General features: G+C 57.6%; 27 protein-coding genes, 1 other RNA gene and 1 riboswitch. Of the genes, 13 read left to right on the top strand and 15 right to left on the bottom strand.

Annotated features, from left to right (window positions below; genetic code table 11):
- Positions 1 to 195: 195 nt before the first annotated feature.
- Positions 196 to 1,656, bottom strand: coding sequence for a MocR-like pyridoxine biosynthesis transcription factor PdxR (gene pdxR, locus AC2FFA_RS21135; RefSeq protein ID WP_496676604.1), 1,461 nt, complete (start codon positions 1,654 to 1,656; stop codon positions 196 to 198).
- Positions 1,657 to 1,789: 133 nt separating this feature from the next.
- On the opposite strand from pdxR, the gene AC2FFA_RS21130 reads away from it, so the two are divergent.
- Both AC2FFA_RS21130 and AC2FFA_RS21125 read left to right on the top strand, forming a co-directional pair.
- Positions 1,790 to 2,098 carry an ArsR/SmtB family transcription factor gene (locus AC2FFA_RS21130; protein ID WP_117872131.1) on the top strand — a complete coding sequence of 103 codons (309 nt, stop codon included), beginning with the start codon at positions 1,790 to 1,792 and terminating at the stop codon, positions 2,096 to 2,098.
- Positions 2,091 to 3,122, top strand: coding sequence for a permease (locus AC2FFA_RS21125; RefSeq protein WP_496853126.1), 1,032 nt, complete (start codon positions 2,091 to 2,093; stop codon positions 3,120 to 3,122). The genes AC2FFA_RS21130 and AC2FFA_RS21125 overlap by 8 nt, the downstream gene beginning before the upstream one ends.
- Positions 3,123 to 3,179: 57 nt before the next feature.
- Here AC2FFA_RS21125 and AC2FFA_RS21120 read toward each other — a convergent pair whose 3' ends face one another.
- Together AC2FFA_RS21120 and AC2FFA_RS21115 are read right to left on the bottom strand one after the other, a co-directional pair.
- Complete coding sequence (locus AC2FFA_RS21120; protein ID WP_299901687.1) at positions 3,180 to 3,569, bottom strand: hypothetical protein; 390 nt, start codon at positions 3,567 to 3,569, stop codon at positions 3,180 to 3,182.
- Between the two features lie 51 nt (positions 3,570 to 3,620).
- A complete protein-coding gene (locus AC2FFA_RS21115) occupies positions 3,621 to 4,382 on the bottom strand; it encodes a DUF1013 domain-containing protein (protein ID WP_496853125.1) in 762 nt (253 codons plus the stop codon).
- A gap of 131 nt (positions 4,383 to 4,513) precedes the next feature.
- On the opposite strand from AC2FFA_RS21115, the gene AC2FFA_RS21110 reads away from it, so the two are divergent.
- Entirely contained in the window at positions 4,514 to 5,143 is a 630-nt protein-coding gene (locus AC2FFA_RS21110) for a ribonuclease T2 family protein (RefSeq protein WP_299901691.1), read from the top strand.
- Here the strand turns inward: AC2FFA_RS21110 and AC2FFA_RS21105 are convergent.
- The 7 genes from AC2FFA_RS21105 to AC2FFA_RS21075 form a co-directional block, all read right to left on the bottom strand.
- Positions 5,140 to 5,628 (bottom strand): hypothetical protein, encoded by a 489-nt coding sequence (locus tag AC2FFA_RS21105; protein ID WP_117872136.1) that lies wholly within the window; start codon positions 5,626 to 5,628, stop codon positions 5,140 to 5,142. The two genes, AC2FFA_RS21110 and AC2FFA_RS21105, sit on opposite strands and share 4 nt — an antisense overlap.
- Before the next feature lie 137 nt (positions 5,629 to 5,765).
- On the bottom strand, positions 5,766 to 6,329 hold the full coding sequence (locus AC2FFA_RS21100) for a histidine phosphatase family protein (protein ID WP_496676611.1): 564 nt from the start codon (positions 6,327 to 6,329) through the stop codon (positions 5,766 to 5,768).
- A 79-nt stretch (positions 6,330 to 6,408) separates the two neighbouring features.
- Entirely contained in the window at positions 6,409 to 7,002 is a 594-nt protein-coding gene (gene recR / locus AC2FFA_RS21095; protein WP_496676613.1) for a recombination mediator RecR, read from the bottom strand.
- Positions 7,003 to 7,066: 64 nt separating this feature from the next.
- Positions 7,067 to 7,420 (bottom strand): YbaB/EbfC family nucleoid-associated protein, encoded by a 354-nt coding sequence (locus tag AC2FFA_RS21090; protein ID WP_171236037.1) that lies wholly within the window; start codon positions 7,418 to 7,420, stop codon positions 7,067 to 7,069.
- Positions 7,421 to 7,710: 290 nt separating this feature from the next.
- On the bottom strand, positions 7,711 to 7,944 hold the full coding sequence (locus AC2FFA_RS21085; RefSeq protein WP_496676615.1) for a TauD/TfdA family dioxygenase: 234 nt from the start codon (positions 7,942 to 7,944) through the stop codon (positions 7,711 to 7,713).
- Between the two features lie 74 nt (positions 7,945 to 8,018).
- Entirely contained in the window at positions 8,019 to 8,171 is a 153-nt protein-coding gene (locus AC2FFA_RS21080; protein WP_496720303.1) for a TauD/TfdA family dioxygenase, read from the bottom strand.
- Between the two features lie 408 nt (positions 8,172 to 8,579).
- Positions 8,580 to 10,343: a DNA polymerase III subunit gamma/tau gene (locus AC2FFA_RS21075; RefSeq protein ID WP_496853124.1), complete on the bottom strand. Its 1,764-nt coding sequence runs from the start codon at positions 10,341 to 10,343 to the stop codon at positions 8,580 to 8,582.
- Between the two features lie 171 nt (positions 10,344 to 10,514).
- Between AC2FFA_RS21075 and AC2FFA_RS21070 the strand changes: the two genes are divergently transcribed.
- Positions 10,515 to 11,027 carry a protein-tyrosine phosphatase family protein gene (locus AC2FFA_RS21070; protein ID WP_117872146.1) on the top strand — a complete coding sequence of 171 codons (513 nt, stop codon included), beginning with the start codon at positions 10,515 to 10,517 and terminating at the stop codon, positions 11,025 to 11,027.
- Here the strand turns inward: AC2FFA_RS21070 and AC2FFA_RS21065 are convergent.
- The gene (locus AC2FFA_RS21065) at positions 11,019 to 11,426 is read right to left on the bottom strand and encodes a hypothetical protein (RefSeq protein ID WP_117872148.1); all 408 of its coding nucleotides are present in this window, start codon (positions 11,424 to 11,426) and stop codon (positions 11,019 to 11,021) included. The genes AC2FFA_RS21070 and AC2FFA_RS21065 overlap by 9 nt on opposite strands.
- Positions 11,427 to 11,517: 91 nt before the next feature.
- Positions 11,518 to 11,738, bottom strand: a riboswitch (cobalamin riboswitch).
- A 70-nt stretch (positions 11,739 to 11,808) separates the two neighbouring features.
- On the opposite strand from AC2FFA_RS21065, the gene AC2FFA_RS21060 reads away from it, so the two are divergent.
- Positions 11,809 to 12,729, top strand: coding sequence for an alpha/beta hydrolase family protein (locus AC2FFA_RS21060; protein ID WP_496853123.1), 921 nt, complete (start codon positions 11,809 to 11,811; stop codon positions 12,727 to 12,729).
- A 39-nt stretch (positions 12,730 to 12,768) separates the two neighbouring features.
- On the opposite strand, the gene rsgA is transcribed toward AC2FFA_RS21060, so the two are convergent.
- The 3 genes from rsgA to AC2FFA_RS21045 all read right to left on the bottom strand — a co-directional run bounded on the left by rsgA (position 12,769) and on the right by AC2FFA_RS21045 (position 15,959).
- The gene (rsgA, locus tag AC2FFA_RS21055; protein ID WP_117872962.1) at positions 12,769 to 13,794 is read right to left on the bottom strand and encodes a ribosome small subunit-dependent GTPase A; all 1,026 of its coding nucleotides are present in this window, start codon (positions 13,792 to 13,794) and stop codon (positions 12,769 to 12,771) included.
- Positions 13,795 to 13,952: 158 nt separating this feature from the next.
- An RNA gene (gene ffs, locus AC2FFA_RS21050) (signal recognition particle sRNA small type) lies at positions 13,953 to 14,051 on the bottom strand.
- 39 nt (positions 14,052 to 14,090) lie between these two features.
- A complete protein-coding gene (locus tag AC2FFA_RS21045) occupies positions 14,091 to 15,959 on the bottom strand; it encodes a bifunctional 2',3'-cyclic-nucleotide 2'-phosphodiesterase/3'-nucleotidase (RefSeq protein ID WP_496853122.1) in 1,869 nt (622 codons plus the stop codon).
- 182 nt (positions 15,960 to 16,141) lie between these two features.
- Between AC2FFA_RS21045 and nudC the strand changes: the two genes are divergently transcribed.
- Genes nudC through AC2FFA_RS21030 form a run of 3 tightly spaced genes read left to right on the top strand, consistent with a single transcriptional unit; the run spans position 16,142 to position 18,222 of the window.
- Complete coding sequence (gene nudC, locus AC2FFA_RS21040; protein WP_496853121.1) at positions 16,142 to 17,125, top strand: NAD(+) diphosphatase; 984 nt, start codon at positions 16,142 to 16,144, stop codon at positions 17,123 to 17,125.
- A gap of 37 nt (positions 17,126 to 17,162) precedes the next feature.
- A complete protein-coding gene (locus AC2FFA_RS21035) occupies positions 17,163 to 17,630 on the top strand; it encodes an SRPBCC family protein (protein ID WP_117872154.1) in 468 nt (155 codons plus the stop codon).
- 49 nt (positions 17,631 to 17,679) lie between these two features.
- A complete protein-coding gene (locus AC2FFA_RS21030; protein ID WP_496853120.1) occupies positions 17,680 to 18,222 on the top strand; it encodes a chloramphenicol phosphotransferase CPT family protein in 543 nt (180 codons plus the stop codon).
- Positions 18,223 to 18,226: 4 nt separating this feature from the next.
- Here AC2FFA_RS21030 and AC2FFA_RS21025 read toward each other — a convergent pair whose 3' ends face one another.
- On the bottom strand, positions 18,227 to 19,060 hold the full coding sequence (locus tag AC2FFA_RS21025; RefSeq protein ID WP_496853119.1) for a prephenate dehydratase: 834 nt from the start codon (positions 19,058 to 19,060) through the stop codon (positions 18,227 to 18,229).
- A 120-nt stretch (positions 19,061 to 19,180) separates the two neighbouring features.
- On the opposite strand from AC2FFA_RS21025, the gene AC2FFA_RS21020 reads away from it, so the two are divergent.
- The 5 genes from AC2FFA_RS21020 (at position 19,181) to AC2FFA_RS21000 (ending at position 25,545) form a co-directional block, all read left to right on the top strand.
- On the top strand, positions 19,181 to 19,693 hold the full coding sequence (locus tag AC2FFA_RS21020; RefSeq protein WP_117872964.1) for a c-type cytochrome: 513 nt from the start codon (positions 19,181 to 19,183) through the stop codon (positions 19,691 to 19,693).
- 170 nt (positions 19,694 to 19,863) lie between these two features.
- Positions 19,864 to 21,768 carry an extracellular solute-binding protein gene (locus AC2FFA_RS21015; protein ID WP_496853118.1) on the top strand — a complete coding sequence of 635 codons (1,905 nt, stop codon included), beginning with the start codon at positions 19,864 to 19,866 and terminating at the stop codon, positions 21,766 to 21,768.
- A 1-nt stretch (position 21,769) separates the two neighbouring features.
- Positions 21,770 to 22,864, top strand: a complete 1,095-nt coding sequence (locus tag AC2FFA_RS21010; protein ID WP_496853117.1) for a microcin C ABC transporter permease YejB — start codon at positions 21,770 to 21,772, stop codon at positions 22,862 to 22,864.
- The gene (locus tag AC2FFA_RS21005; protein WP_496853116.1) at positions 22,865 to 23,971 is read left to right on the top strand and encodes an ABC transporter permease; all 1,107 of its coding nucleotides are present in this window, start codon (positions 22,865 to 22,867) and stop codon (positions 23,969 to 23,971) included.
- Positions 23,968 to 25,545 (top strand): ABC transporter ATP-binding protein, encoded by a 1,578-nt coding sequence (locus AC2FFA_RS21000; protein ID WP_496853115.1) that lies wholly within the window; start codon positions 23,968 to 23,970, stop codon positions 25,543 to 25,545. The genes AC2FFA_RS21005 and AC2FFA_RS21000 overlap by 4 nt, the downstream gene beginning before the upstream one ends.
- Position 25,546 lies beyond the last annotated feature (1 nt).

The following is a 25,546-nucleotide window of genomic DNA, read 5'->3' as shown; positions in this document are numbered from 1 at the left end:
TCCCAAACGCATGCTCAATCCCGTGCATCTGCAGAACCTTAACAAACGCCTCTTCCGTCGTCATCTTCATGTGGGTGTTCTCCAACCAAGAGTGAGTGAAACCGGGCACTGTGCCCGGCGTTTGATATGGTTTTGGCGCAAGGGTGCGACCTGCGTTAGGGCCAAATCGAAAGCCGGATTAGGTCCAGATGGTGCTTAAACGGCCCGAATTGCGTCTGCGATCAGTTTCACACCGGGCGCGATGCGGTCAGTTGGAATTGAGGAGTAGCCAAGGCGGTAGAAATTCCGTGGCCTGTCCGGTCCCGAGAAAAACGACGCACCCGGTTCAATGTGAACACCCTGGTTTTGCAGTCTTAATGCCAGTTGCGTTGTGTCGACATGCTCAGGGGCTGACATCCACATTGAAGAACCGCCAATCACACCCCGTCCAGCCACGGTCAGCCCACTTTCCGCGATGGCTTTGTCCATCGCGTCGCGCCGCTCTTGCAAAGCTTTCGACATACGCCGAATTTGCGCGTCGTAGTGGCCCAACGACAGGAAATATGCCGCCGTGCGCTGAATGTGGCCTGGTGGGTGGCGCAGGACCAATGAGCGAAGCGCACGTGCCTCGCGGATAAAAGGTTCTGAGCCGACCATGTACCCGAGTCGCAACCCTGGAAACAGCGACTTGGAAAAGCTGCCGACGTAAATCACGCGGCCATCCCGATCCATGGATTTCAGTGCCGGCGAAGGCGCACCCCGAAAGGCCATTTCGAACTCATAGTCATCCTCGACAACCATCGCGTCGAGATCGCGTGCTCGATCTAGCAATTGGTTGCGGCGGTCGATCGGCATCGTCGCGGTCGTCGGGCTTTGATGGCTGGGGGTGGTAAAGATGACGTCAGCTTCGTCAGGAATCGTGTCGGGCGGCAATCCGTCCCGATCGACACTCAAGGGTGTGACGGCGCAGTCCCAATGGTTCAGAAGGCTTCGAAGCGCGTAGTAGCAAGGGTCTTCTATGACGGCGGTACGGTTATGGGTCAGCAAAATGCGCGATGCCAGCCAGAGCGCGTTCTGTGCGCCCAGGGTAATCAATATCTCTTCAGGGCGGGCTGCGATGCCACGGCGTGGTAGAGTGTGTCGGGCAATAAATTCGATCAACAACGGATCATCCTGATCCACGTAATCTCCGGTCAGTGAATCGAAATCTTTATGCCCCAACGCGCGGACGGCGCATAACCTCCAGTTGGCGTGGTCAAACAAAGTCCGGTCGGCCTGCCCGTAGATGAACGGGTAACGGTACTCTCGCCAGTCGCTGGGTTTTGGCAGAACGTCACTGTCCAGAAAGCGGCGTGCCAATGCTTTGTCCCAGTCAACGGATTCGGTGCCGCGCTGGACAGGCGAATACTTGGGAGGGACCGGTGCGTTATGCGATACGTAATATCCTGATCGCCCTTTGGCCGTCAGATAATCATTGGCCAACAATTCGGTATACGCCAGCGTCACCGTAATTCGGCTGACACCCAGATGTGCGGCCAGTTTGCGTGACGAAGGTAGTTTTTCTCCGACGTGAAAGCGACCGGACAAGATGCCTTCGGCAATCATCTGCTGGATCTGGGCCTGCAACGTGCCCTGACCATTGAGTTCAAGAAAGAATGTATCGACCGAAATCCCCATGCCTGCTTATAGGGTGGACTTAAGGCTGGAGCAATCTGGACTTACATCGCAGTCACGATATTTTAACAGAGAGGTTGACCGGAGAGTTCCTTAAGGCTAAATAACTAGAAATCTAGTTTATTGGAGATAACCGATGTGGGAAGCTGCTGCTGCCGGATTTTCTGCCATGGGCTCTGAGGCCCGGCTGAAAGTCCTCAAGACTCTGGTCAGGGCCGGTGAAGCCGGATTGACCGTTGGCGAGATACAGGACCGGACGGGGATCGCCCCGTCGACCCTGGCCCATCACCTGCGGTTTCTTGCGGCCGGTGGTGTGGTCGAACAGGAAAGGGTCGGTCGAACCACGATCAACCGGGCCAGTTACGACGAATTGAGAAATCTTGCGCAATTCATTCTCAGCGAGTGTTGCGCCGACGAAGTTGGAAAGGCTGCGAACGATGGCTGAGTTGACACAGAATCCGCGCGAGACTGCCAAAGGGGTATTGGACCTGATCAAGACACCCTGGACGCTGATCGTTGTCATTCTTGCGGCGGTAGCAATCCTGGATCCCGGCAATCTGCGCGAGGTGGTGACATTTGCAGCCAAAGCCTTGGCACATACAGGGCAATACATTCTGTTTGCAGTGCTTCTGCTATCCTACCTCAAGGCGACCGGCGCAGAGGTGATGGTGGCGCGCGCCTTTGCGGGGCGTGAGACCCGGATGATCTTTCTGGCCGCTCTGTTCGGTGGTCTTGCACCATTTTGTTCCTGCGAGGTCATTCCTTTTATCGCCGGCCTTCTGGCCTTAGGTGCTCCGTTGTCCGCGGTCATGGCATTCTGGCTCAGTTCACCCTTGATCGACCCGCCGACGCTTTTGATCACTGCCGGTGCGCTGGGATGGCCCTTTGCCATTGGTAAAGCCGTCGCGGCGGTTGCGCTTGGTTTGTTCGGTGGATTCTCGGTTCGGCTGCTGATGCGCAAAGGTGCGTTTGCCCAGCCCCTGCGGGAATACAAGCCCGCTGGGTGCTGCGGGTGTGGTCCGAAAACGGACGACAAACCGGTCTGGAAATTCTGGCAGGAACCCGCGCGTCGGATCCGGTTCCGTTCGGAATTCATGCACAACGGTTTGTTCCTGTTGAAATGGCTTGCGCTGGCCTATGTGCTTGAGGCTCTGCTGGTTAACTATGTGCCTGCCGACCTGATTGCCGGCGTGGTCGGCGGAGAAGGCGTGCTGCCGATCATCGTTGCTGCGCTGGTGGGTATGCCGGCCTACCTGAACTCCTACGTGGCGCCGCCCCTGCTGGCGGGGTTGATGGAGCAAGGTATGACAGCAGGTGCGGCCATGTCGTTCATGGTTGCCGGAGCCGTCAGTTCCATTCCGGCGATGGCCGCGGTCTGGTCTTTGGTCAAACCGCGCGTCTTTGCAACCTATCTGATCCTGGGCGTCGGTGGCGCGATCGTTGCAGGCATCATCTTTCAAATGGTATGAACGCAAAAGCCGCCCGGTGTCAGCATCGGGCGGCTTTTATCCCTTCGGTTCCGTCGATCAACTGCCTTCGCAGAGACGTGGCAGTTTGAACCGGTACCGGGCTTCACCGCTTTCGACATAGACGCGTTTTTCGACACAGGCCGTCGTGCCTACGGTCTGCGAAACCTGCGCATCCGTAGAGGTAATCGACGTGGCGGAACCATCCGGCAGGCGAACCGAAGCCACGACGCCATTCTTCAGGTCTCCGTTCACCGGCGTTGCAGACAGTACCGGGACGATCAGGAACGCCTCATGCTCGTGTTCGCCTTCATCTCCCAATAGAAACAATGTCGCAACGATGGCAATCATGACAACACCGGCAGCCAGGCCAAGCCCCCACGTTTTAAGAAAGGCATAGATTGTGACGGCGCGATGCGGGCCAAAAACCGCAGATAGAACATTCAGCATGGCAAGTCCGTGAAAAAAGCCCCAGCCGTTCTGGCCGAGGCTGTTTGCGCGTTACGGGCGAAGATCGTCTTCGTCTTCTTCATCCGCCCCACCTTTGGGCAGGTTGAAGAAGCTGTCTGCGTCGATGATCGGCCCGTCGTCTTTCTCTTTGGACGGTTCGTCGGACAGCGAGAAAGTTTCCAGACCTTCAATTGCGGTCGGGATCTTCGGCGCTGCGTCCATTTCCAGCGACTGCTCGGTCGACACCAGCTTGCGACGTTCGTCGTCGCTCATCACGCCGCCTTCAGCCGCTTTCTTGGCTGCCGCTTTCTGTACGGCGGTGTCCAGCTCGGACTGCTTGCACAGACCCAGAGCAACCGGATCAATCGGCTGCATGTTGGAGATGTTCCAGTGCGTGCGTTCGCGGATCGACTGGATGGTCGGTTTCGTGGTGCCTACCAGCTTGGCAATCTGGCCATCGCTGAGTTCCGGGTGGAACTTGACCAGCCACAGGATCGAGTTCGGACGGTCCTGACGTTTCGACAGCGGCGTGTATCGCGGACCGCGACGCTTTTCTTCGCCAGCGGCTGACGGGTTGAACTTGAGCTTCAACTTGTGAAGCGGGTTGTTCTGTGCCGCTTCGATCTCGTCCTGGGTCAGCTGGTTGTTGGCGATCGGGTCAAAGCCTTTTACGCCGGCGGCGACGTCACCATCAGCGATACCCTGCACTTCCAACTCGTGCATTCCTACGAAATCCGCGATCTGCTTGAAGCTGATCGTGGTGTTGTCCACCAGCCATACGGCGGTTGCCTTGGCCATAAGCGGTTTTGCCATCAGCCCGTCTCCTATACATACATCTGTCCCGTCGCCGGAATTCGGCGGCCCCTTGGTTCTTGGGGCAGGTTTCCGTTGTCGGGGAACTTGGCCCGTATATAGTCGCGCAAAGGCAAGAAGGGAAGAGGCGAATGCGCTGGGTAGTTTTGTGGGTCTTCAGCGCGGTGGCTGCGCTGGCCGAGGGCGAAAAGGCAGGCGAGTTTGACTACTACGTTCTGTCGCTGAGCTGGTCGCCCAACTGGTGCGCCCGCGAAGGAGATGCGCGCGGATCGGATCAATGCGATTCACGCCATGATCACGGTTGGGTTCTGCACGGGCTGTGGCCTCAATTCCATCAGGGCTGGCCGTCCTACTGCCGTACCCCCGCAAGCCCACCTTCGCGCCGCATGACGCGGGAAATGGAGGATATTCAGGGCAGTTCCGGCCTTGCCTGGCATCAATGGAAGAAACACGGCACATGTTCGGGATTGTCGGCGTCCGACTACTTTGCCCTGTCCCGGCGGGCTTATGAAGCGGTCGAGCGCCCTCAGGTGTTCCGCAAGCTGGATTCATCCGTCAAACTGCCCGCTTCGGTGGTCGAGGAGGCATTCCTGAAAGCCAACCCGGAGTTGGAGCGCGACATGATCACGATCACCTGCAAACAGGGCTATATCGAAGAGGTCCGCGTGTGCCTGTCGCGCGATCTGGATTCCGTGCCCTGCGGTCGGGACGTGATCCGTGATTGCACCGCCAAGGACGCGCTCTTTGATCCGATTCGTTAGAGCTTTTTGTTCTGACAGTCCCGCGCATAGTCCAAAGCCTTGGCGGTCCCTTTGAGGTCAATGGCCATCACCACCTCACCTGCCGGATTGTAGACCGTCATTGTCTTGTTCTGAGCGATGGCGTTCACGAAGCTCCGATCGGTGAAAAACACGGTCGCGCCCGGCACGTCGCGTTCGTTGAACCCGATGGCCGTGGCATCATGGCTTTTGCCGTCAAGATCGAACCGGATCGGGTAACTCTCACCCTGCTTAATGTCGCCCCAAGCCTTGTTGTAGACGGCGAAGTACCCGCGATTGTCCAGTGCGTCATAGCCAAGGCGCACCACCGAGAGATCCTGATACACCGTCTGAATCAGGCACCCGTTGCCAAGTGCGGGGTCCATCATGATGTTCCAGCCTTCGACGTAGCCTTTGTCGATCAGCTCTTGTGAAAGGGCGGCGGTGGCAGAAAATGTAGCAAAAGCAAGCGCAAGAAGACGGGTCATGAGGAGTGCTCCAAAGTATTCGCTGAGTTTATCTATCCTTAGAGCAGTTTAGTGATCATCCAAAGTTGCTTTTTTGAACTATGGCTGTCCCGGTATTGAAAGCGAGACAAACCTGAATTCGAGCCCAATCCATGAGCTCAGCTCAATATGGTTTCAACGCCGTTAGCAAGGTGAAACACGCACCCTTGTGTTCTCGGTAGCCGTAGCAGAGTGTCCAAATCCAGGCCCAACCAAAGCCCTCTCAGCACCAATGATGTAACGCCATGGGTTACGATGATCGCTGGCTCAACCTGTTCCTTCAGAAAAGAGTCTACGCGACCGCAGATGTCATCAAAGTTCTCTCCGCCCGGGCTGCGAAAATACCAATGATAGCTTTCATAGGAACAGTCGATTTGCTCTCGGATGAAACCCCTCGTTGCACCTTCCCATTGTCCAAACGCGATTTCCATAAGCCGATCGTCATGTATCACCTCATGATGAGGTGAGGTTGCCAAACGCGCGGTGCGTTTAGCCCGTTCCTGTGGGCTGGCATAAACACGCGATGGTGCATCCGGGACTTGTTTGAGTATCTCGTTTTGTTTTCGAGCCTGAGACTTGCCATTTTCCGTCAACGGAGAATCCTTGCGCCCTTGGAACTTACCCTGAGTGTTCCACTCGGTTTCGCCATGTCTCAGTACAAAAAGTTCTGGATACTTGCTCAAGATGCGTACCTCAATTTAATGCCCGAGGGGTGTTGTTCTTATTAGCGTAAAAATAGGGGTGCGGTTTGACAAAGCTGATTTAGATCTCTTTCCGCGCCCGCAGCGCCGCCGTAATCGTCCCGTCATCCAGATAATCCAACTCTCCGCCGATCGGCACACCTTGGGCCAAAGAGGTCAGGCGCACCTGACCCTCCAGTTGGTCTGCAATGTAGTGGGCGGTTGTCTGGCCATCGACGGTCGCGTTGAGCGCCAAAATGACCTCGGTAATCCCTTCGGCCATGACCCGGTCCCTGAGTCGGGGAATGCGCAGTTCGTCCGGGCCGACCCCGTCCAGCGCCGACAGCGTGCCACCCAGTACATGATAGCGGCCTTTGAAAACACCGGCGCGCTCCATCGCCCAGAGGTCGGCGACGTCCTCGACCACGCATAACTCTCCGGTTGCGCGGGCCTCGTTGTCGCAGATATCGCAGATGTCGGTGGTGCCCACGTTTCCGCAGTTCAGGCACTCCCGAGCGGTGATCGCGACCTGCTGCATGGCATCAGACAGGGGTGTCAGCAGCAGGGCACGTTTGCGGATCAGATGCAGAACGGCGCGGCGGGCCGAGCGTGGGCCGAGGCCCGGCAGCTTGGCCATCAGGTCGATCAGATTGTCTATATCGCTGTTGGAACTCAACCCGGGCGCTCCTGCAAAAGGGCCAGGCCCAGGTGCCCGGCCGATGATCCGTCAGGAGGGTGTATCAGAACGGCAGCTTGATGTCTGCGGGCAGGCCCATGCTTTCGGTCAGTTTTGCCATCTCGGCCTGCGAGCGTTCGGTGGCCTTGGTCTGCGCGTCCTTGATGGCGGCCAGGATCAGGTCTTCGACCACTTCCTTGTCGTCACCGTTGAAGATGGACGGATCGATATCCAGACCTTTGAGTTCACCTTTGGCGGTCGCAGTTGCTTTGACCAGGCCAGCACCGGATTCGCCGACAACCATCATGTTGTTCAACTCTTCCTGCATCTCGGTCATCTTGGTTTGCAGGTCCTGCGCGGATTTCATCATCTTGGCCATGTCGCCCAGACCGCCAAGCCCGCCGAGTCCTTTCAGCATAGTATTCTCCTGTGTCTCCGTTTGCGCTCTAGATACGGGCAGCGGCCACATCGCACAAGGGTTGTCCCGCCCGTCGTCAAGGTCTTTGGCAAGACCTTTCCTCCCGTTGGGCCCGGCAGCGCATGGGCCCGGTCCATGCGCTGCCGGGCCCAAGGCCGCTCAGGGGTATCGGCGCAGCCGATAGACCGTGGCGGGCGCGGGAGGGTTGGTTCTTAGTTTTTTCGAACGCGGTTTGAACCTTCGGCGTCGCTGACAGAGCAGCAAATGGATTTCAGGGTTCCTGGGTGGTATTAGTTCCAGAGACGGCCGCGATGCATCGTGGCGCGTTCGTCCCAGATGAGAACGTCGCCGACTGACCGCTTGTGGGAATAGACTTGTTCGGGCTGCGTGCAGAACGTGATTGCGTTGTCCAGCAGGGTCTGACCTTCATGATGCCCTATCCCTTCGATAGCAAAGGCATGCGAAGCGATGAATACAGGATTTGGCCAGATCGCGCGCCATTGGCAATCCTGCCATCTGGTCATTTTTGACAGTTCGGCCAGATCGGCTGAAATCTTTGATCGGGAATGAGACAACCGGTGCCAGATAATGGCATCCTTCAGTGTATTTTCAGTTGATCCGGCATATCTGCCCGCGCCGCTAGGGTCGATGCGAGCTCGGTCGGGTTACCCGACGGGAGCACGGCCTTGGCCGTCAGAATGTTGATCAGTGCAGGCGTCGGCAGGAACATACTGTCCGTGTGCCGCAACATATCACAACAAATTTGCCTGCAAATCCAGCAAGCGCAGATCGTCCTTTGAGCAAAGGCTGTCTTTTGTTTTCTAGGTCAGTTCGGAAATCTGAAATTCAAAGTCGTGTGCCGCCGCCACGGCTCTTCTATTCTCCAACGGCCAAACAGTTCGGCGATGCGAACATGGTATGTATCCGGGATTGATTGTTTGGGAAACAGCAACGCTGAGTGGGTTTCGAACGCCTGCCGAATATCAGGATACAAGGTATCACCTGCAACTTCGCGCAGGTCGATGTCGTGAACAATCAATTCGAAAAGTGGATGCAGTGGTGACGCTCGCATGAAATCCCTCGCTCACGTTGTGGAACGGTGTAATCACGGGAAGAGTCGATGAGTATCACTTGTGACACGAGATGACGGGTGGCAAGGTCAGTCTTCCTCGAACGGGTCCCACTCGTCTTCAACTTCGGGAAGAGCTTCGGTCTCGACCTTGGCGGCGCGTTGTTCCGGCGTCTCGATATTGGTGATTCTCGCCTTGGGGAATTGCGCCAGCACAGCCTGAACCAAAGGGTGTTGTTCAGCCTCGGATTTCAGTGCCAGCTCGGCCTCGTCCCGTACTTCCCCAATTGTGGGTGCATCCCCATCCGAGACAATCGAGACCGCCCACCGGTTTCCTGTCCAGCGTTGCAAGGCAGAGCCCAGCCGTGGAGCCAGATCCGCCGGTGCTTGAGCGGCGGGTGTGAATTCGATTCGTCCGGGCTGATAGGACACGAGGCGCACGCCGTTTTCCACCTCAACCAGCAACTTCACGTCGCGATTGGTCCGGATCAGTTCGACCACGTGGTCGAAGGTCGGGTACCGCGCAAGGGCTGTTTGAGCATCCTGCGCCAGAGCTGCAACCGGCGCACCACCGGCACTGCGAGGGGGCGACGCGTAGGCAGGCGGATGGGCCGCGCCAGCTTGCGTTGGAACCGCACCCTGCCTGGCTATGGGCACGCCGCCGTTGGGCCCGCCCTGCGGCGGTGGCGGGGTATCCTGCAATCGCTTAATCAGCTCTTCGGGGCTGGGCAAATCAGCCACATGAGTCAGGCGGATAACGGCCATTTCAGCGGCCATCATCGCGTTGGGGGCAGCGGAGACTTCCTCGAGCGCCGTCAGCAGCATTTGCCACATCCGGGTCAGGACCCGCATCGGCAGAGCCTCGGCCATGAGTTGGCCCCGGGTCCGTTCGTCCGGAGAAACCGTCGGGTCCTGGGCCGCGTCAGGTGTGATCTTTACGACAGACACCCAGTGCGTGATCTCGGCCAGGTCGCGCAGCACCGCCAGCGGGTCCGCGCCTTCGGCGTATTGCCCGCTCAACTCGGTAAGTGCGCCCGCGGCGTCGCCGCGCAGGATCATATCCATAAGGTCCAGAACGCGGCCACGGTCCGCCAGTCCAAGCATTGCACGGACCTGATCGGCGGTCGTCTCGCCAGCCCCGTGCGATATCGCCTGATCCAGCAACGAGGTCGCGTCCCGGGCCGATCCTTCCGCTGCTCGGGTGATCAGTGCCAGCGCGTCTTCGGCAATCTGGGCGCTTTCCGCTTCGGCGATCTTGCTCAGAAGGCCAATCATGTCTTCGGGTTCAATCCGGCGCAGGTCGAAGCGCTGGCATCGGGACAGTACTGTGACAGGCACTTTGCGGATTTCAGTGGTCGCGAAGATGAACTTTACGTGCGCGGGCGGTTCTTCCAGCGTCTTGAGCAGCGCGTTGAAAGCACTGGTCGAGAGCATGTGAACCTCGTCGATGATATAAATCTTGTAACGCGCGCTGGCGGCGCGATAGCGCACGCTGTCGATGATCTCGCGGATATCGTTGACGCCTGTGCGGCTGGCGGCGTCCATCTCCATCACGTCGACATGGCGACCTTCCATGATGGCGACACAGTGTTCGCACTGACCGCAGGGCTCGGTTGTGGGGCCACCGGTTCCGTCCGTACCGATGCAATTCATGCCCTTGGCGATGATCCTCGCGGTCGTGGTTTTGCCGGTGCCGCGAATGCCGGTCATGATGAAGGCTTGCGCGATCCGATCGGCCGCGAACGCGTTTTTCAGGGTGCGCACCATGGCATCCTGACCCACCAGATCGGCAAAGGTTTCCGGGCGATATTTGCGGGCGAGAACCTGATAGGCGGGGCTGGAGCTGTCTGTCATGTCTTCTCGTTGGGATTCGGTGCTTCGGCACAGCGTAGTGGCCACCGCTGCCCGCGTCCACAGCGTGGTGTGATGATTTTTGATTTAGAAACGAGTCGCTTTCGCACTAAACTGCGTTAGCAGATTTAATGACTCATTTTTGTAAAGAGTTCTTTGGGGAGGACACGTTTCATGTCGCAGCTGGTGATCTACGCCCTGCAAGTCGGAGGCGGAACGCTTGCACTGACCTCGATGCCCGGACGTGGCGGGGATTATTTCAGCGATCTGGATACGATCGCAGCCTGGCAGCCGGGGCTTGTTGTATCGATGACAACGGATGTCGAGATGCTTCAGGATGGCGCGAAGGATTTCGGCAGCGACATTCAAAGCCGCGCCAGCCGATGGGTTCACCTTCCGATCGAAGATTTCGGAGCGCCGACACAGGCGATTCAGGACGCGTGGCCGTCTGTCAGCGCCGCAGCCCGGCACGCGCTGTCAGGTGGAGGTCGCGTTTTGGTGCACTGCCGTGGGGGCTGTGGCAGGTCAGGTATGGTTGTTCTGCGGCTGATGGTCGAATGCGGCGAACGCGCGGACACAGCGCTGGAACGATTGCGGGCGGTACGTCCTTGCGCTGTCGAAACGGATGCGCAACTGGCCTGGGCCTCTCGGCGTGCCCAGGCACGGGTCAGTCTGGAATCAGATTGACATCTGCGCGGGCGCGCAAACGGGTTTTCGAGGCCGGATCGTGGAAACCTGGATCATCGCGCAGGGTGGGTTTTTCACGACGCCGGATGGCATCGCACTGAACGTGTTTCCGAAGATCAAGTCGGCATAGCCGTTCAGGGGCTCAATTGCGGCTTCGGGCTGCGTCCCGCAAAAGATACGAATGCTGTCTGATCGCGCGCGGAAAATTGCATGGCATCCTTCGGCGCAATGCGACAGCTCACTGCTGCCCTCAACCTCCAAATCGTCACTTGTGGCCAAGGTCGCCTGTGTCACGGCTTCGGATATCGAGCGCGCCAGCCGCGCCAAAGCGGGGCAGGTTTTGCCCGTCCGCTGACATACTGTTGCACTGTATTCATGCGTTTTTGTCTTCCAGATCATCCTGCGCCCTCCGCGCGTGGCGGACAGGATATTTGGGACAGGTGGGACAGCGTGATGCCGTCAAGACCTGCCCGGACACCCCGCCCGAGTTTCGGTTTTGTTTCCGATGGCAGGTCTCCTGACTTGCGGGTCATTGCTTTGCCGACCTTCCCGGCCATTGGGCCAGTGGTGTTTTGGCATCGCTTACCGCTTACAGTTGCGGGGGCAGTCGCGGATTTGGTTGTTGCCTGTATGAACAGACATTACCGCACCGTGTTCCCTTTTCATCCCGACCCCTTGTGGAGGCCGGAAACCATCACACAACCGCTAGCGTTTGAGCACGCACCGAGTCAAGCCGATCTTTTGACCGGACGCTTGGTCATGCTGGATACGATGTTGGTTCATGCATAGTGTCGAGGGTGTTGACGTTCGGAAACCGGATTTACCAAGCGAAAAGCCAGAGATCATGTTGGATACAGAGCAAACGGTATTGACCGAGGAGTTTCGCTTTCCGTCCGGGCAGAAAACGCTGTCCGCCCGATTGTATAGCCCGGTAACTTCGCCCGAAATCGTCTTCGTGCTGAACAGTGCAACGGGTGTGCCGCGTGATTATTACCGTCATTTCGCACGATGGCTTGCCGCTGAGAAGGGCATGGCCTGCCTGACCTATGACTATAGGGATTATGGGTATTCTTTAACGGGCCGCCTGAAAGATTCGCGTGCGACCATGGCGGATTGGGCCTTGATCGACATGCCCGCGGCACGGGCGGAAATGCGTCGGCGATACCCGAATGCGAAACACTGGACCATCGGCCATTCCGTCGGCGCGATGTTGGGGCCAGTACAACCGGATATCGATCTGATTGACCGGATGATCTGTGTGTGTTCGGGGCTTGTGACCCTAAGCGACCATCCGTGGCCCTATCGGGGTTTGGCAGGGTTGTTCTGGTACGGCCATGCCCCGCTTTTGGCCCGAGCACTTGGCTACCTTCCCGGAAAGGCGATAGGGTTTGGCTCGGACCTGCCGGCATCGGTCTATTGGCAGTGGCGCAAATGGTGTACAGCGTCGTTAAGCTATGTACCTGAAGTCGGGCGTGACTTACCTGCGGCGCACTGGGAGGAAACTGGAGTGCCCGTGGATTTGTTTGCATTCGAGGACGACCAGATGGTGCCGCCGGAAGCGGTTTGGCGGCTTGCGGATCTTTACGGCCCCGATGCCAACCGTCACCTGCTCAGCCCCGCCGATTTCGGGTTGCCTGAGGTTGGTCATATCGGAGCATTTGCCCGGCGCAACGCAGCGGTTTGGCCGCGACTGATCGCTTGACCAGACGCGGCGCAGGACGGGCCGGGCACCGTCCAACCATCACCGGTTGCGAAGTTTCTTTTCCTTCATGACGCCACGGACCATCTTACCGAACGCTTTGTCCCGCGCGCGGGACTGTGCGACTGTTTCAGAGTTGCGCCGATCTTCGCGCCGAAGCTTGCGCCACCGGTCCAGTCTCACCGGATCAAGCGTGCCGTGACTGATCGCCGTTTGCACGGCACATCCGGGCTCGGAGTTGTGCTGGCAATCCGCAAAACGGCAGTCCCGGCTCAACTCGGCAAGGTCCGAGAAAACTTCGTCGATCCCGTCCCGAGCGTCCAGCAGGCGCAACGCGCGCATTCCGGGTGTATCGATCAACCAGCCGCCGTTGCGCATCTGGTGCAGTGCGCGTGCGGTCGTTGTGTGCCGGCCCCGCGCGTCATCCTCGCGAATGCCCGACGTAGTGAGATCCTGACCGGTCATGGAATTGGCAAGTGTCGTCTTGCCAACGCCCGACGAGCCAACCAGCGCTCCGGTTTGGCTTTTGGAGCACCAGGACAGAACCTTTTCAACTTCTGCTGGGTCCAGCGCGTTGATCGCCAGAACCGTCAAGAACGGGTCCAGTGATTGCACCTGCCCTGAGAAACTGTCAGGGTCCTCTGATTTGTCGGCCTTTGTCAGAACAACGACCGAGTAACACCCGGCCTGATGCGCAAGCGCCAGATATCGTTCCAGCCGGGGCAGGTTGAAATCGGCATTGCACGAGCTGACGATGAACAGCACATCGACATTGGCTGCGATCAGTTGCGTCGCGGCACCTGAACCGGCAGCGCGTCGGTGCAGCAGGCTGCGCCGGTCGAGCAAATGGCGCACGCGTTTGTCGTCGTCGGTGAGAACCCAATCGCCAACGGCATAGCTGCCGGTTGACTGATCGAGGGTCAGCAACGGGACTTCACCATCCGGGTTCAGCCCGATCAGGCGGTCCCGATGAACGGAAGTGATGCGAAAAGGTGTGCAGGAAGGATAAGCCGCGTGTTGCGCAGCAAAGTGAGAGGACCATCCCAGGTCCGAAAGTGTAAGAAACATTGGTCTGCCTGTCGTCAGAAACAGTACTCCCGACGGATGGCGATCGCTCATCCCCGGGTCATGTGTTCAGGCAGTCAGTTGATACCGTGAGGTCAGAACCGTGCTGCCCGAAGGGTCTTTTCTACAATCATAAAGCCCTCCTGCGGCTAAGGTTCGAAAAGTGAGAGGTTGGACATCGACCCAAGCGGGGCTCGTTGTGGCTGCTTCCTTCCGGACCTGACCAGGTTGGCGAGGCGCTCGCCCGCGCCAACCTCTCGACTCTGGATATAGGGAAGGCTTCGGCAAATGACAACCCGTCAGAGCGTCAGGCGAATGCGTGCAAAACCGGTTTCGTCAGGTTCTAGAATCTTGGGGTCAAGCATGTTCAATTCGTCAATATACTTCAAAGCACCGGGACCAGTCCGAAGAATAGTCGTCATCCCGGATTTCGGCATCAGAGAGAACGGATAAGGTTGCCGGGCCAATGGGTCGGGTGGCAGGCGGTGCGTCATGTAGTCTCGCAAAATGTCCCGGATATCCAGCGCGGGCAGATTGATGGCCAGGGCCGATGACATATACGGGAAATGTCCACCACCGCTTGCGCGATAATTATCGAGAGCAACGACAAACACCTGATCCGACCGCACGGCTTGGCCCGCGCAAGTCAGATGATGCACCCGCCTGTGACCGGGATGGATCATTTGCCCCCCGACATCGTATCGCGGCGGTTGCGACGGGTCGATCTGATAGGACAAGCCAAAGATGATATCAAAATTGTACCCCGCCCGATCCCGGTCGAACAGTTCTGCCTCGGCATCGGGGAATTGTTGGTTGAATGCACTGGCTGACATCTCCAACCATTCCAGCAACTGCGCGCCTGTGATCTGGATCGCGCGCAACTCATTGGGGAAGACATGCAGATCCGCAACGTGCCGCAGACAGATTTCACCGGCCGGAACGTCCGTGTAATACCGAGGGCCAGAGCGCCCGCCGCATTTGGCTGGCGACACGGCTGACAACAGTGGCAGCTCTGCAAGCGCGGTGCCGTGTAAAAAGGGGCGCAACGCGGCTGCTTGTGCGGTGGCAACAAGCGTCAGTCCACGATCCGGTGCACAGAAACTGAAATAGCTGTGCAATGTGTCCGAGACGCGCGCAACGGGCGCGGCCATGTCCTGACGGGTCTGCTGATGTGCGGGTTCAACTAGTTGCGCGATTTCCAAGTCTTCGCCAATAGCGGTGCCGCCCACGGAAACCGGGCGCAATTCAGCGTGGCTGTCAACAACACGCAGCCCCGACTGGGCCTGTAGGGTAACGGCTAAATCAATCACTCCAAGATATGCGCCTGCCGAGCCGGGCATGACAACCGGCGTACCATGCACCAGCCCTTTCGCGTAATCCACATTCGGGGTTTGGGCGCTGGTGCGTGCGGGAAGGGTCAGGTGAGTGTGCCCAGCGACAACAGCGTCGATGCCCTCAATCGCGGCCAGGGGAATAACGGCATTCTCGGTGTCGGCCGCTGTGTCCGGGTTTCCAAGCCCGGAATGGGCGAGCGCCACGATCAGATCGCACCCTTTTTCGCGCAAGAAATTCGTCAGGGACCGTGCCGCGACAACAATGTCGTCCGCCACTACGGTTTCGTTCAGATTATGTTCTTCCCAACGTGTTGTTTGCGGTGGAAGAACCGAAAACACGCCAACGCGAATGGGTACGCCCTTGTTTCCTGCCGGTATGATGCGGTCAATGATCGCAAAACGCTGCCATGATTGTATTTTTCCTGACCGATGAAGATTGCCGCACAGAACCGGGCACGGGGCTTGTGCAAGGGTCTTGTCCAATGATGGCAGCCCGAACCCGAAATCATGGTTGCCAAGACCAATCGCATCATAGTCCAGTGCCTTGAATGCCAGCATCATCGGATGGGGAGTGTCGTTCCGAACGGCCCATTCGCCCATCGGTGTTCCCTGGAGCGAGTCCCCGTTGTCGAACATCAGCACCAGTGCGTCTGTGGCCTCGTGTCGGGCCTTGCGGATCAGGCTGGCGGTGCGAGTCAACCCAAGTGTTGGGTCTGGTGTGTCCGTGTAATAGTCAAAACCGGTCAGATGCATATGCAGGTCGGAGGTGGCAAGAATACGAATACGCCCACGGTTTTCCGTGGGTTGAACCTGCGTCGATGGGTTTTGCTTCACTTTTGTTGTTCTGCTTTTGAATGTGGTAATGGGCTAAAATCATCGAAACGCAATTTAGATGATTTTTCCGAGGCCGCCATGCGGCTTTTCGGCGGCGCGTCTCTGCGTTTTGCGCTTTGAATTGCCATTGCAACATGGCCTGAGACATGGCAGCCCTTGGCGCAAGACCAGAAGGAAATCCAATGAAAAACGCAGAGCAGGTGACTTTTGGCGGCTCGGGTCTGAATCGGGCAGCGCATATTCGTGGGGATTCGGAGAAGCTGTCCGAGATGGCGCGCAGCCCTGCCGCGCGATGCATATTGCTGTGGCGAGGCAAACTTCTGGTAGTGGGTGAAGCGCTGGATCAGCTTGCCCTGACGGAGATGACCCACCCGCTGGTCAGAGATGGCCCTGGCGGAGTAATCGAAGCACCGTTTTTTCTTGGCCTGAGCGCAGAGGGCGCACCCTTGTTTGCGGCGGATATCTCGGTTTGGGCGGCAGAGGGGCTGGACCTGACCGGCTTGGGAGAGTTCGTGGACAGATCCGAACAGCAGCACCCGGATTTGCCGGAAGGGCATGTCTTTGCCGAACTTCGCCGGATCATGACACGATTGTCGCCCCGTGATGCCGAACTGGCCGCATCGGCCAAGGCGGTTATCGGTTGGCACGAAACACATCGCTTCTGTGCCCGCTGCGGCGCAGCCAGTGATGTGTCGCAAGGTGGGTGGCAGCGCAGTTGTCCGTCTTGCGGTGGGCAGCATTTCCCGCGCACGGATCCGGTTGTGATCATGCTGATTACACATGGGGACAGTGTGCTTATGGGACGATCTCCGGGGTGGCCCGAGGGGATGTTTTCCTTGCTGGCGGGATTTGTCGAACCCGGCGAAACGCTGGAAGCAGCGGTGCGCCGCGAAGTGATGGAAGAGGCAGGCGTACCTGTAGGTGCGGTGTCTTACCTGTCCAGCCAGCCCTGGCCATTTCCGGCATCCCTGATGTTCGGATGCGCAGGCGAGGCCCTGTCGCGCGACATCGTGATCGATCCGGTCGAGATCGAAGAGGCAATGTGGGTCAGCAAATCCGAAATGATGCAGGCGTTTGCCGGCGAACATCCCCGGTTGTTGCCAGCTCGCAAGGGGGCTATCGCTCATTTTCTGCTTCAGAACTGGCTTGCGGATACGCTGGACTGAGGAAAAACTGGTGAAGCCATAGACAGCAAAGGTCACTATGCAGTTTTCAGCGCGGGAAGATATCGAAGCCCCTATCAATTCGGTGTTCGACATGGTGTCGGATTTCGAGAGGTTCGAGCGTATGGCGATGCGTCGTGGCATCGACGTGCGGCGCCTGGGCGCGGATGCAATGGTGACTGCTGGCGCCGAATGGAAAACGGAATTCAGGTTGCGTGGAAAGCCGCGTCAGATGTCGGTGGTGATGACGGACTATGACAAACCGTCACAAATGCGGTTTGAAGCTGCCAGCAAGGGAATAACCGGCCTGACGACAGTAGATTTTCTGGCCCTGTCCCCGCGCCGGACACGCCTGAGCGTTGAGATGTCCTTGGCCGCAAAATCCTTGCCCGCGCGGTTGCTGTTGCAATCCATGAAGCTTGGACAGTCAAAGTTCCGCAAGCAATTCCAAGTGCGGTTCAGCGAGTTTGCGCGTGAGTTGGAACTGCGCCACCTGCACGGGGCGTGAACGGCGTCCGCTGGGCTGAACGGGGCAAGGCTTGGGGAGGCAACCTAGGATGTCGCACATTATTTTTCTGCATGGCGCATCAAGCAGCGGAAAATCGACGATCGCACAGGCTTTGCAGCAGAAGATAGAGAAGCCGTTCTGGCATATCTCGATCGACCACATGCGCGATTCTGGAGTTCTGCCGCTAGAGCGCTATCGCCGTGGTGAGTTCGATTGGTCCGACGACAGATCAGCTGTCTTTGATGGGTTTCATCAATCGCTGGCTGCTTATGCGGCCTCGGGCAACAATCTGATTTTGGAACATATTCTGGATGCGCCGGGGTGGGTCAAAGACTTGCACGACCTCTTCCGCCCGTTTGATGTTCTGTTCGTAGCTGTCCATTGCCCGGTTCCCGAGTTGAACGCGCGCGAACGATTGCGCGGCGACCGTCCGGTGGGAAGCGCCCAACGTGACCAATCCATGATCCACGCTGGCAGAGTTTACGATATCGAGATTGATTCGATGGACGGCATCGGGGCAAACGTGCAGACAATTCTTCAAGCATGGCGCAGTGATCTGCGCCAATCGGAATTCAGCCTGCCTTTCGAGTGACCTGTCAGCCGCGAGGATGGGCCGCAGGGTAGACGCCAAGAACCTCGACGTTGGTCGTGAAGTGTTCCAGCTCGTCCATGGCCAGTTGCACGTTACGGTCTTCGGGATGACCAACGATGTCGGCATAAAACTGCGTTGCTGTGAAGGACCCGTCGACCATATAACTTTCCAGCTTGGTCATGTTGATCCCGTTCGTGGCAAAGCCGCCCATTGCCTTGTACAGCGCAGCCGGGATGTTGCGGACCTGAAACACGAAGCTGGTGATCATTCCATACTCGCCCCGACGGGACAAATCCGCCTCTTGTGACATGACAAGGAAACGGGTCGTGTTGTCTTCATTGTCCTCGATGTGGCGGGCTAGGACGTTCAGGTCGTAGATTTCAGCCGCAAGCTCACTGGCCAGAGCGGCGGAATGCAAATCCCCGATTTCGGCCACTTCGCGCGCGGCGCGGGCATTGTCGGGACTGACTCGGCCGCGAATACCGTGTTCTTTCAGGAAGCCGGAACATTGCGGCAGCAGCACCAGATGCGAATGCGCTTCGGTGATATCTTCCAGTTTTGCACCCTGTACACCAAGAAGGTTGATGTGAACGCGTACAAAGGCCTCATCGATAATGTGCAGGCCGCTATGCGGCAGCAGCCGGTGAATGTCGGCAACCCGACCATAGGTTGTGTTTTCGACCGGCAGCATCGCCAGATCGGCCGCGCCCGAGCGAACTGATTCGATCACATCCTCGAATGTGCGGCATGGTAGGGCCTCCATTTCGGGTCGTGCGTTGCGGCAGGCCTCGTGACTGTAGGCGCCGGGTTCACCCTGAAAAGCAATGCGATTGGTCATTTGGTCGATTCCATGCAACAAGTTCGCGATTTGGTCGTTTCGTCGCGGTGTCTATACCTTGCCTCTCGCAAGTGGAAGCCTTAGACACCTGCCCAGACAGCTGAAATGGACACGCGATCAATGTTCGACACGATGACAGTTACCAAGGCCGCCGCAGGCCTGTTCGGCACTTTCCTGGTGCTGCTTCTGGCCAAATGGGGGGCGGATGTCCTCTATGCTTCCGGTGGCCATGGCTCGGCTGAGGCCGCCTACATTATCGAAACCGAAAGCTCGGGCGAAAGCGCCGACGGCGAAGAAGTGGTCTTCGAAGACCTGCTGGCCGCCGCTGACGTCGAGAAGGGCGCGAAAGTATTCCGCAAGTGCACCGCGTGCCACAAGCTGGAAGACGGGGCGAATGGAACCGGCCCTTACCTGTATGGCGTAGTTGATCGCCCGGTTGCCTCGGCAAAAGGTTTCACCGGTTACTCAGCCAGCATGCAGGCCCATGGCGGCAACTGGACGCCCGAAGCGCTGGATGCCTTCCTGGAACGCCCAAGCGCCTATATCTCGGGAACATCGATGAGTTTTGCTGGCTTGAAAAAACCTCAGGACCGCGCGGACTTGATTGCTTATCTGCAGACAATTGGCAACTGATTGCCTGAGAGACCATTGAAGTTCAGAGCCGCTGCCCCGCGCAGCGGCTTTTTTTGTCTGAAGGGAACTTCACAAAGCGCTCACGCATTCTAAACTTGAAACTGTGAGCGTTGGCACTTTAGCTAGCGTATGCGACATAAAAGATTACAATAACCCAGAGGATGAGCCCCATGATATCCCTAATGCCTGCTGCACGTGATCTTAAGGTCAGGCCATTGGCTGGCATATTCGGGCTTTGTGCTGTTCTGCTCTCTTCGCAAGCCGCATTGGCTTTGGATGAGGGGGTTACCCGCAGTCATGGATATTCGTATTTCGGCAATCTGGATTACCCTGCTGACTATCCGCATCTGAAATATGTGAATCCAGATGCGCCCAAAGGTGGTGAGTTGTCCTTGGCGGCTTCAGGGACGTTCGATTCCCTGAACCCCTATTCCCGCAAGGGGCGCGCAGGCGCCTTGACGACGCTGCAATATGATCGCCTGTTCGAAAGCTCTGATGACGGCGTCGGGCAGTATTACGGCGTATTGGCGGAAAGTCTGGAATATGATGAAGGGCGCAACTACGTCATTTTCCATTTGCGACCCGAAGCAACCTTTTGGGATGGCACCCCGGTGACGGCAGAGGACGTTGTCTACAGCCACCGTCTGTTCATTGAGCAGGGCCTGCCCTCATACGCGCAAGCCGTAGGCCGCATGGTGACAGGGGCCGAAGCGCTGGATGACAACACGGTCAAGTTCTCGTTCAACCCCGAAGTCACCCGCCGCAGTTTGATCGAGACAGTAGGGTCAACCCCTGTATTTTCAAAAGCATGGTTCGAGGCGGATGAGTCCCGACGTCTGGATGAGCCGCGACTGGAAGTGGCGGTCGGCTCAGGCCCCTATAAACTCGACAGCTATGACATCAATCGCCGCATCGTTTACAAGCGACGTGACGACTATTGGGGTAAAGATCTGCCATTCAATGTTGGTCGCAACAATTTCGATACGATCCGCGTCGAGTATTTCGGCGATCAGACAGCGGCGTTCGAAGGCTTCAAAGCTGGAGAATACACGCTGCGGATTGAAAGTGACCCCAAGCTTTGGGCGACGGCGTATGATTTTCCGAAGCTGAACGAAGGTGTGATCGTTAAGGATGAGATTCCGGATGGCAGCCCGCCGACACCGTCAGGCTTCGTCTTCAACCTCGGAAAACCGCAGTTTGCCGACAAGAACGTCCGAAAGGCCCTTGCTTTGGCCTTCAATTTCGAATGGGCGAATGAATCCTTGCTGTTTGGTCTGAATTCACCGCGCAATTCCTTTACACAAGGCACCCCGCTTGAAGCGCATGGTCTGCCCGAGGGCGATGAACTGGCGTTTCTTCAGGTGCTGGGTGAAGTTGTGCCAGAGGATTTTCTTTCGGAACCTGTTGTGATGGCCCATGAGTCAAACCCCGCGCGCCTGAACGACCGGAGAAATCTGCGCAAAGCCGCGAAACTGCTGGACGAGGCTGGGTGGGCGGTCGGCGATGGCAACGTGCGGCGCAACGCGGAAGGGCAGACGCTCAGGGTGGATTTCCCGTATCCTTCAAACCTGCCGACATCGACGGCCACGATGATTGAAACCTATGTCCAGAACCTGCAAGCCATGGGCGTGGATGCGTCTGCAGAAAAGGTTGACCCGGCGCAATACACGCTGCGCAGTCGCGAGCGGGACTATGACATGGTCTATTCCACACGTTACGGGTCGTTTCTTTCGACCGGTGGCGGGTTGAGTCAGATGTATGGGTCAGAAGAGGCCGCATTCAGCCTTTTCAACCCTGCCGGATTGGCCAGCCCTTTGGTTGATGCTATCATCGAAGCTTCCTTCGAAACCGACAATCAGGCGGATCAGGATACGGCATTGAAGGCGTTGGATCGCGCCCTCAGGTATGAGTTCTTCGTAATCCCTGTAGGATACATCGCTGACCACTGGGCGGCCTATTACGATATGTATGAATACCCTGAAAACCTGCCACCTTATTCGCTGGGCTATCTGGATCTGTGGTGGATCAATCCGGAAAAAGAGGCTGCACTGAAAGCGAAAGGCGCGCTGCGATAACATGGGCGCCTATATTCTAAGACGCTTGTTGCTGATCATTCCGACCCTTCTGGGCATCATGATCGTCAACTTCACGCTGGTACAATTTGTGCCTGGCGGTCCGGTCGAGCAGATCATTGCGCAGATCGAAGGACAGGGTGATGTTTTCGCCGGATTTGCAGGTGCGGGCGATGCCGGCGCGGGTTCAGAACCCGCGGGCGGTGTTTTCGACGACAAATATGTCGGTGCGAGGGGCCTGCCGCCCGATTTCATTGCTGAACTTGAAAAGGAATTCGGCTTCGACAAACCGCCTCTTGAACGGTTCCTGATCATGATGGGCAACTATCTGACGCTGGACTTCGGCGAGAGCTATTTCCGCTCGATCAGCGTGATTGAACTTGTACTTGAAAAAATGCCGGTCTCAATCTCGCTGGGCCTGTGGTCGACCCTGATTGCTTATCTGGTTTCAATTCCGCTGGGCATTCGCAAAGCGATCAAGGATGGTTCGCGGTTCGATACCTGGACCAGCGGTGCGATCATCGTGGCCTACGCAATTCCAGGCTTCCTGTTTGCCATTCTGCTGCTGGTGCTTTTCGCCGGTGGATCCTATTGGCAGATCTTCCCACTGCGTGGCCTAACCTCGGACAACTGGGACAGCCTTAGTTTCTTCGGTAAGATCGCAGATTACTTCTGGCACATCGCGCTACCGACTATTGCTCTGACGATCTCGGCCTTTGCGACGTTGACGCTGCTGACCAAAAACTCGTTCCTGGATGAGATCAAAAAGCAATATGTCATGACCGCCCGCGCCAAAGGCCTGAGCGAACGCAAGGTGCTGTATGGCCATGTGTTCCGCAACGCGATGCTGATCGTCATAGCCGGATTTCCGGCCGTGTTCATCGGCGTGTTCTTTGGAGGTTCGATCATCATCGAAACGATCTTCTCACTTGATGGTCTGGGACGTCTCGGGTTTGAAGCCGCCGTGGCGCGGGATTACCCGGTGATCTTCGGCACGCTGTTCATCTTTGGCTTGATGGGCCTGGTCGTCGGCATCATCAGCGACCTGATGTATGTGCTGGTCGACCCGCGCATCGATTTCGAAAAGCGGGAGGGGTAAATGGCATTGTCCCCCCTGAACCAGCGCCGCTGGAGCAATTTCTGCCGCAACAGGCGCGCTTTCTGGTCATTGATCGTTTTCTCAGTACTGTTCGGCCTGTCGCTGTTTGCCGAGTTTATCGCCAACGACAAACCGATTCTGGTGAAATACCGGGGTGAGTTCTATACGCCGGTCTTCAACTTCTACGCGGAAACCGATTTTGGCGGGGACTTCCAGACAGAGGCGATCTATCGCGACCCCGAGGTTCAGTGCCTGATAGACAGCGGCGGCCTTGAAGACTGTTTTGACGATCCTGAAGGCATAATCGAACAGATCGACGCCGGTACGTTCCAGGCGGAAGGATTCGAACGTGGCTGGTCGCTTTGGCCGTTGATCCCTTATTCCTATAACACGTCGGTCGATCGCCCCGGGGCTGCGCCATTGCCACCCAACAGCCAGAACCTCCTGGGGACAGATGACACCAAACGCGACGTTCTTGCCCGCGTGATCTACGGTTTCCGCCTGTCGATCCTGTTCACGCTGATCGTGACGGGCGCCGCCAGTCTGATCGGAATTTTCGCCGGTGCCATACAGGGCTTCTTCGGCGGTTGGCTGGATCTGATCTTTCAGCGGATCATCGAGATCTGGTCAGCGACACCGTCGCTTTATGTCATCATCATCATGTTTGCGGTGTTGGGGCGAAGTTTCTGGCTGCTGGTCGCGTTGATGATCCTGTTCAGTTGGACCGGACTGGTTGGCGTGGTACGTGCCGAATTCCTGCGGGCGCGGAACCTTGAATATGTGCGCGCTGCGCGGGCGCTGGGCGTGGGCAACATGACCATTATGTTCCGCCACATGCTGCCGAACGCGATGGTGGCCACGCTGACCTTTATGCCCTTCATCGTCACGGGCACCATAGGTGGTCTGGCTTCGCTGGATTATCTGGGTTTTGGCCTTCCCTCTTCGGCCCCTTCGCTGGGAGAGCTTACCTTGCAGGCGAAACAGAACCTGCAGGCCCCATGGCTGGCCTTCACGACCTTTTTCACCTTTGCCATCATGCTGTCCCTGCTGGTCTTCATTTTTGAAGGCGTGCGGGATGCGTTCGATCCCAGAAAGACCTTCTCATGAGCCTGCTGGATGTAAACAACCTGAAGGTCTCTTTCCGGCAGGACGGTCAGATCAGTGCTGCGGTTCGGGGCGTGTCGTTCCATGTCGATCGCGGGGAAACCGTGGCGCTTGTGGGCGAATCCGGGTCGGGTAAATCCGTCACTGCGCTCAGTACGGTATCGTTACTGGGCGACAGCGCGATCGTTGAAGGATCCGTCACCTATGACGGGCAGGAGATGATCGGCGCCTCGGAGCAACGCCTGATGGATGTGCGGGGCAATGACATCAGCTTTATTTTCCAGGAGCCGATGACATCGCTGAACCCGTTGCACACGATCCAGAAGCAGATGGCGGAATCGCTGGCCCTGCATCAGGGGGTAACGGGCGATGTCGCGCGCGAACGGATTCTCGAGCTGTTGAACAAGGTCGGTATCCGCGACCCCGAAGACAGGCTGGACAGCTATCCGCACCAGTTGTCGGGTGGACAGCGGCAGCGGGTGATGATCGCCATGGCACTGGCGAACAAGCCGGACATCCTGATCGCCGATGAGCCGACGACGGCGTTGGATGTAACCATTCAGGCACAGATCCTCGAGTTGCTGGCCGATCTGCAGAAATCCGAAAACATGGGGATGCTGTTCATCACCCATGATCTGGGCATTGTGCGCCGGATCGCTGATCGGGTCTGCGTGATGAAGGATGGCGAGATTGTCGAAACCGGAGTGACGCGGGAGATTTTCGACAACCCGCAGCATCCCTATACCCGCAAACTTCTGGCGGCCGAACCGTCGGGTCAGCCTGACGCCGTTGCAACAGATGCGGAGGAAGTCGCGCGTACCAATCATTTGAAAGTCTGGTTCCCGATCCAGCGCGGGTTTCTGAAACGGACGGTTGGCTATGTGAAGGCGGTGAATGACGCCTCGCTGAGTGTACGCGCGGGTGAGACTTTGGGGATTGTGGGCGAAAGCGGGTCTGGCAAGACCACGCTGGCACTGGCTCTCATGAGGTTGATCGCGTCCGAAGGCGTCATCACCTTCCGCGATCAGGATGTGCGAAAATGGTCCACGCGAGAGCTGCGCCGGCTGCGCAAGGATATGCAGATCGTGTTTCAGGACCCGTTCGGCAGCCTCAGCCCACGTATGACCTGCCAGCAGATCATCGCGGAAGGTCTGGCCATTCACAACGTTGATCCTCATCGCGCGCCGCGCGAGCTGGTCGCTGAGGTGATGACCGAGGTGGGCCTGGATCCTGAGGCCATGGATCGGTATCCGCACGAGTTTTCGGGCGGGCAGCGTCAGCGCATCGCGATTGCGCGGGCGATGGTTCTGCGACCGAAGCTGCTGGTACTGGATGAACCGACCAGCGCGCTGGACATGACGGTTCAGGTTCAGATCGTCGATCTGCTGCGCGATCTGCAAAAGAAATACGGGCTGGCTTATCTGTTCATCAGCCATGACCTGAAAGTTGTACGGGCGATGTCGCACAAGGTGATCGTCATGCGAAATGGGGATGTGGTTGAAATGGGCACGGCAGAGGATTTGTTCGAAAATGCCCAGACCGACTATACCCGCGAACTGATAGCGGCGGCGGGCTGAA

The organism is Ruegeria sp. YTSB088 (assembly GCF_059609825.1).
Note: the sequence above shows the minus strand (reverse complement) of the source record. Positions and strands in the feature narration are given on the sequence as shown.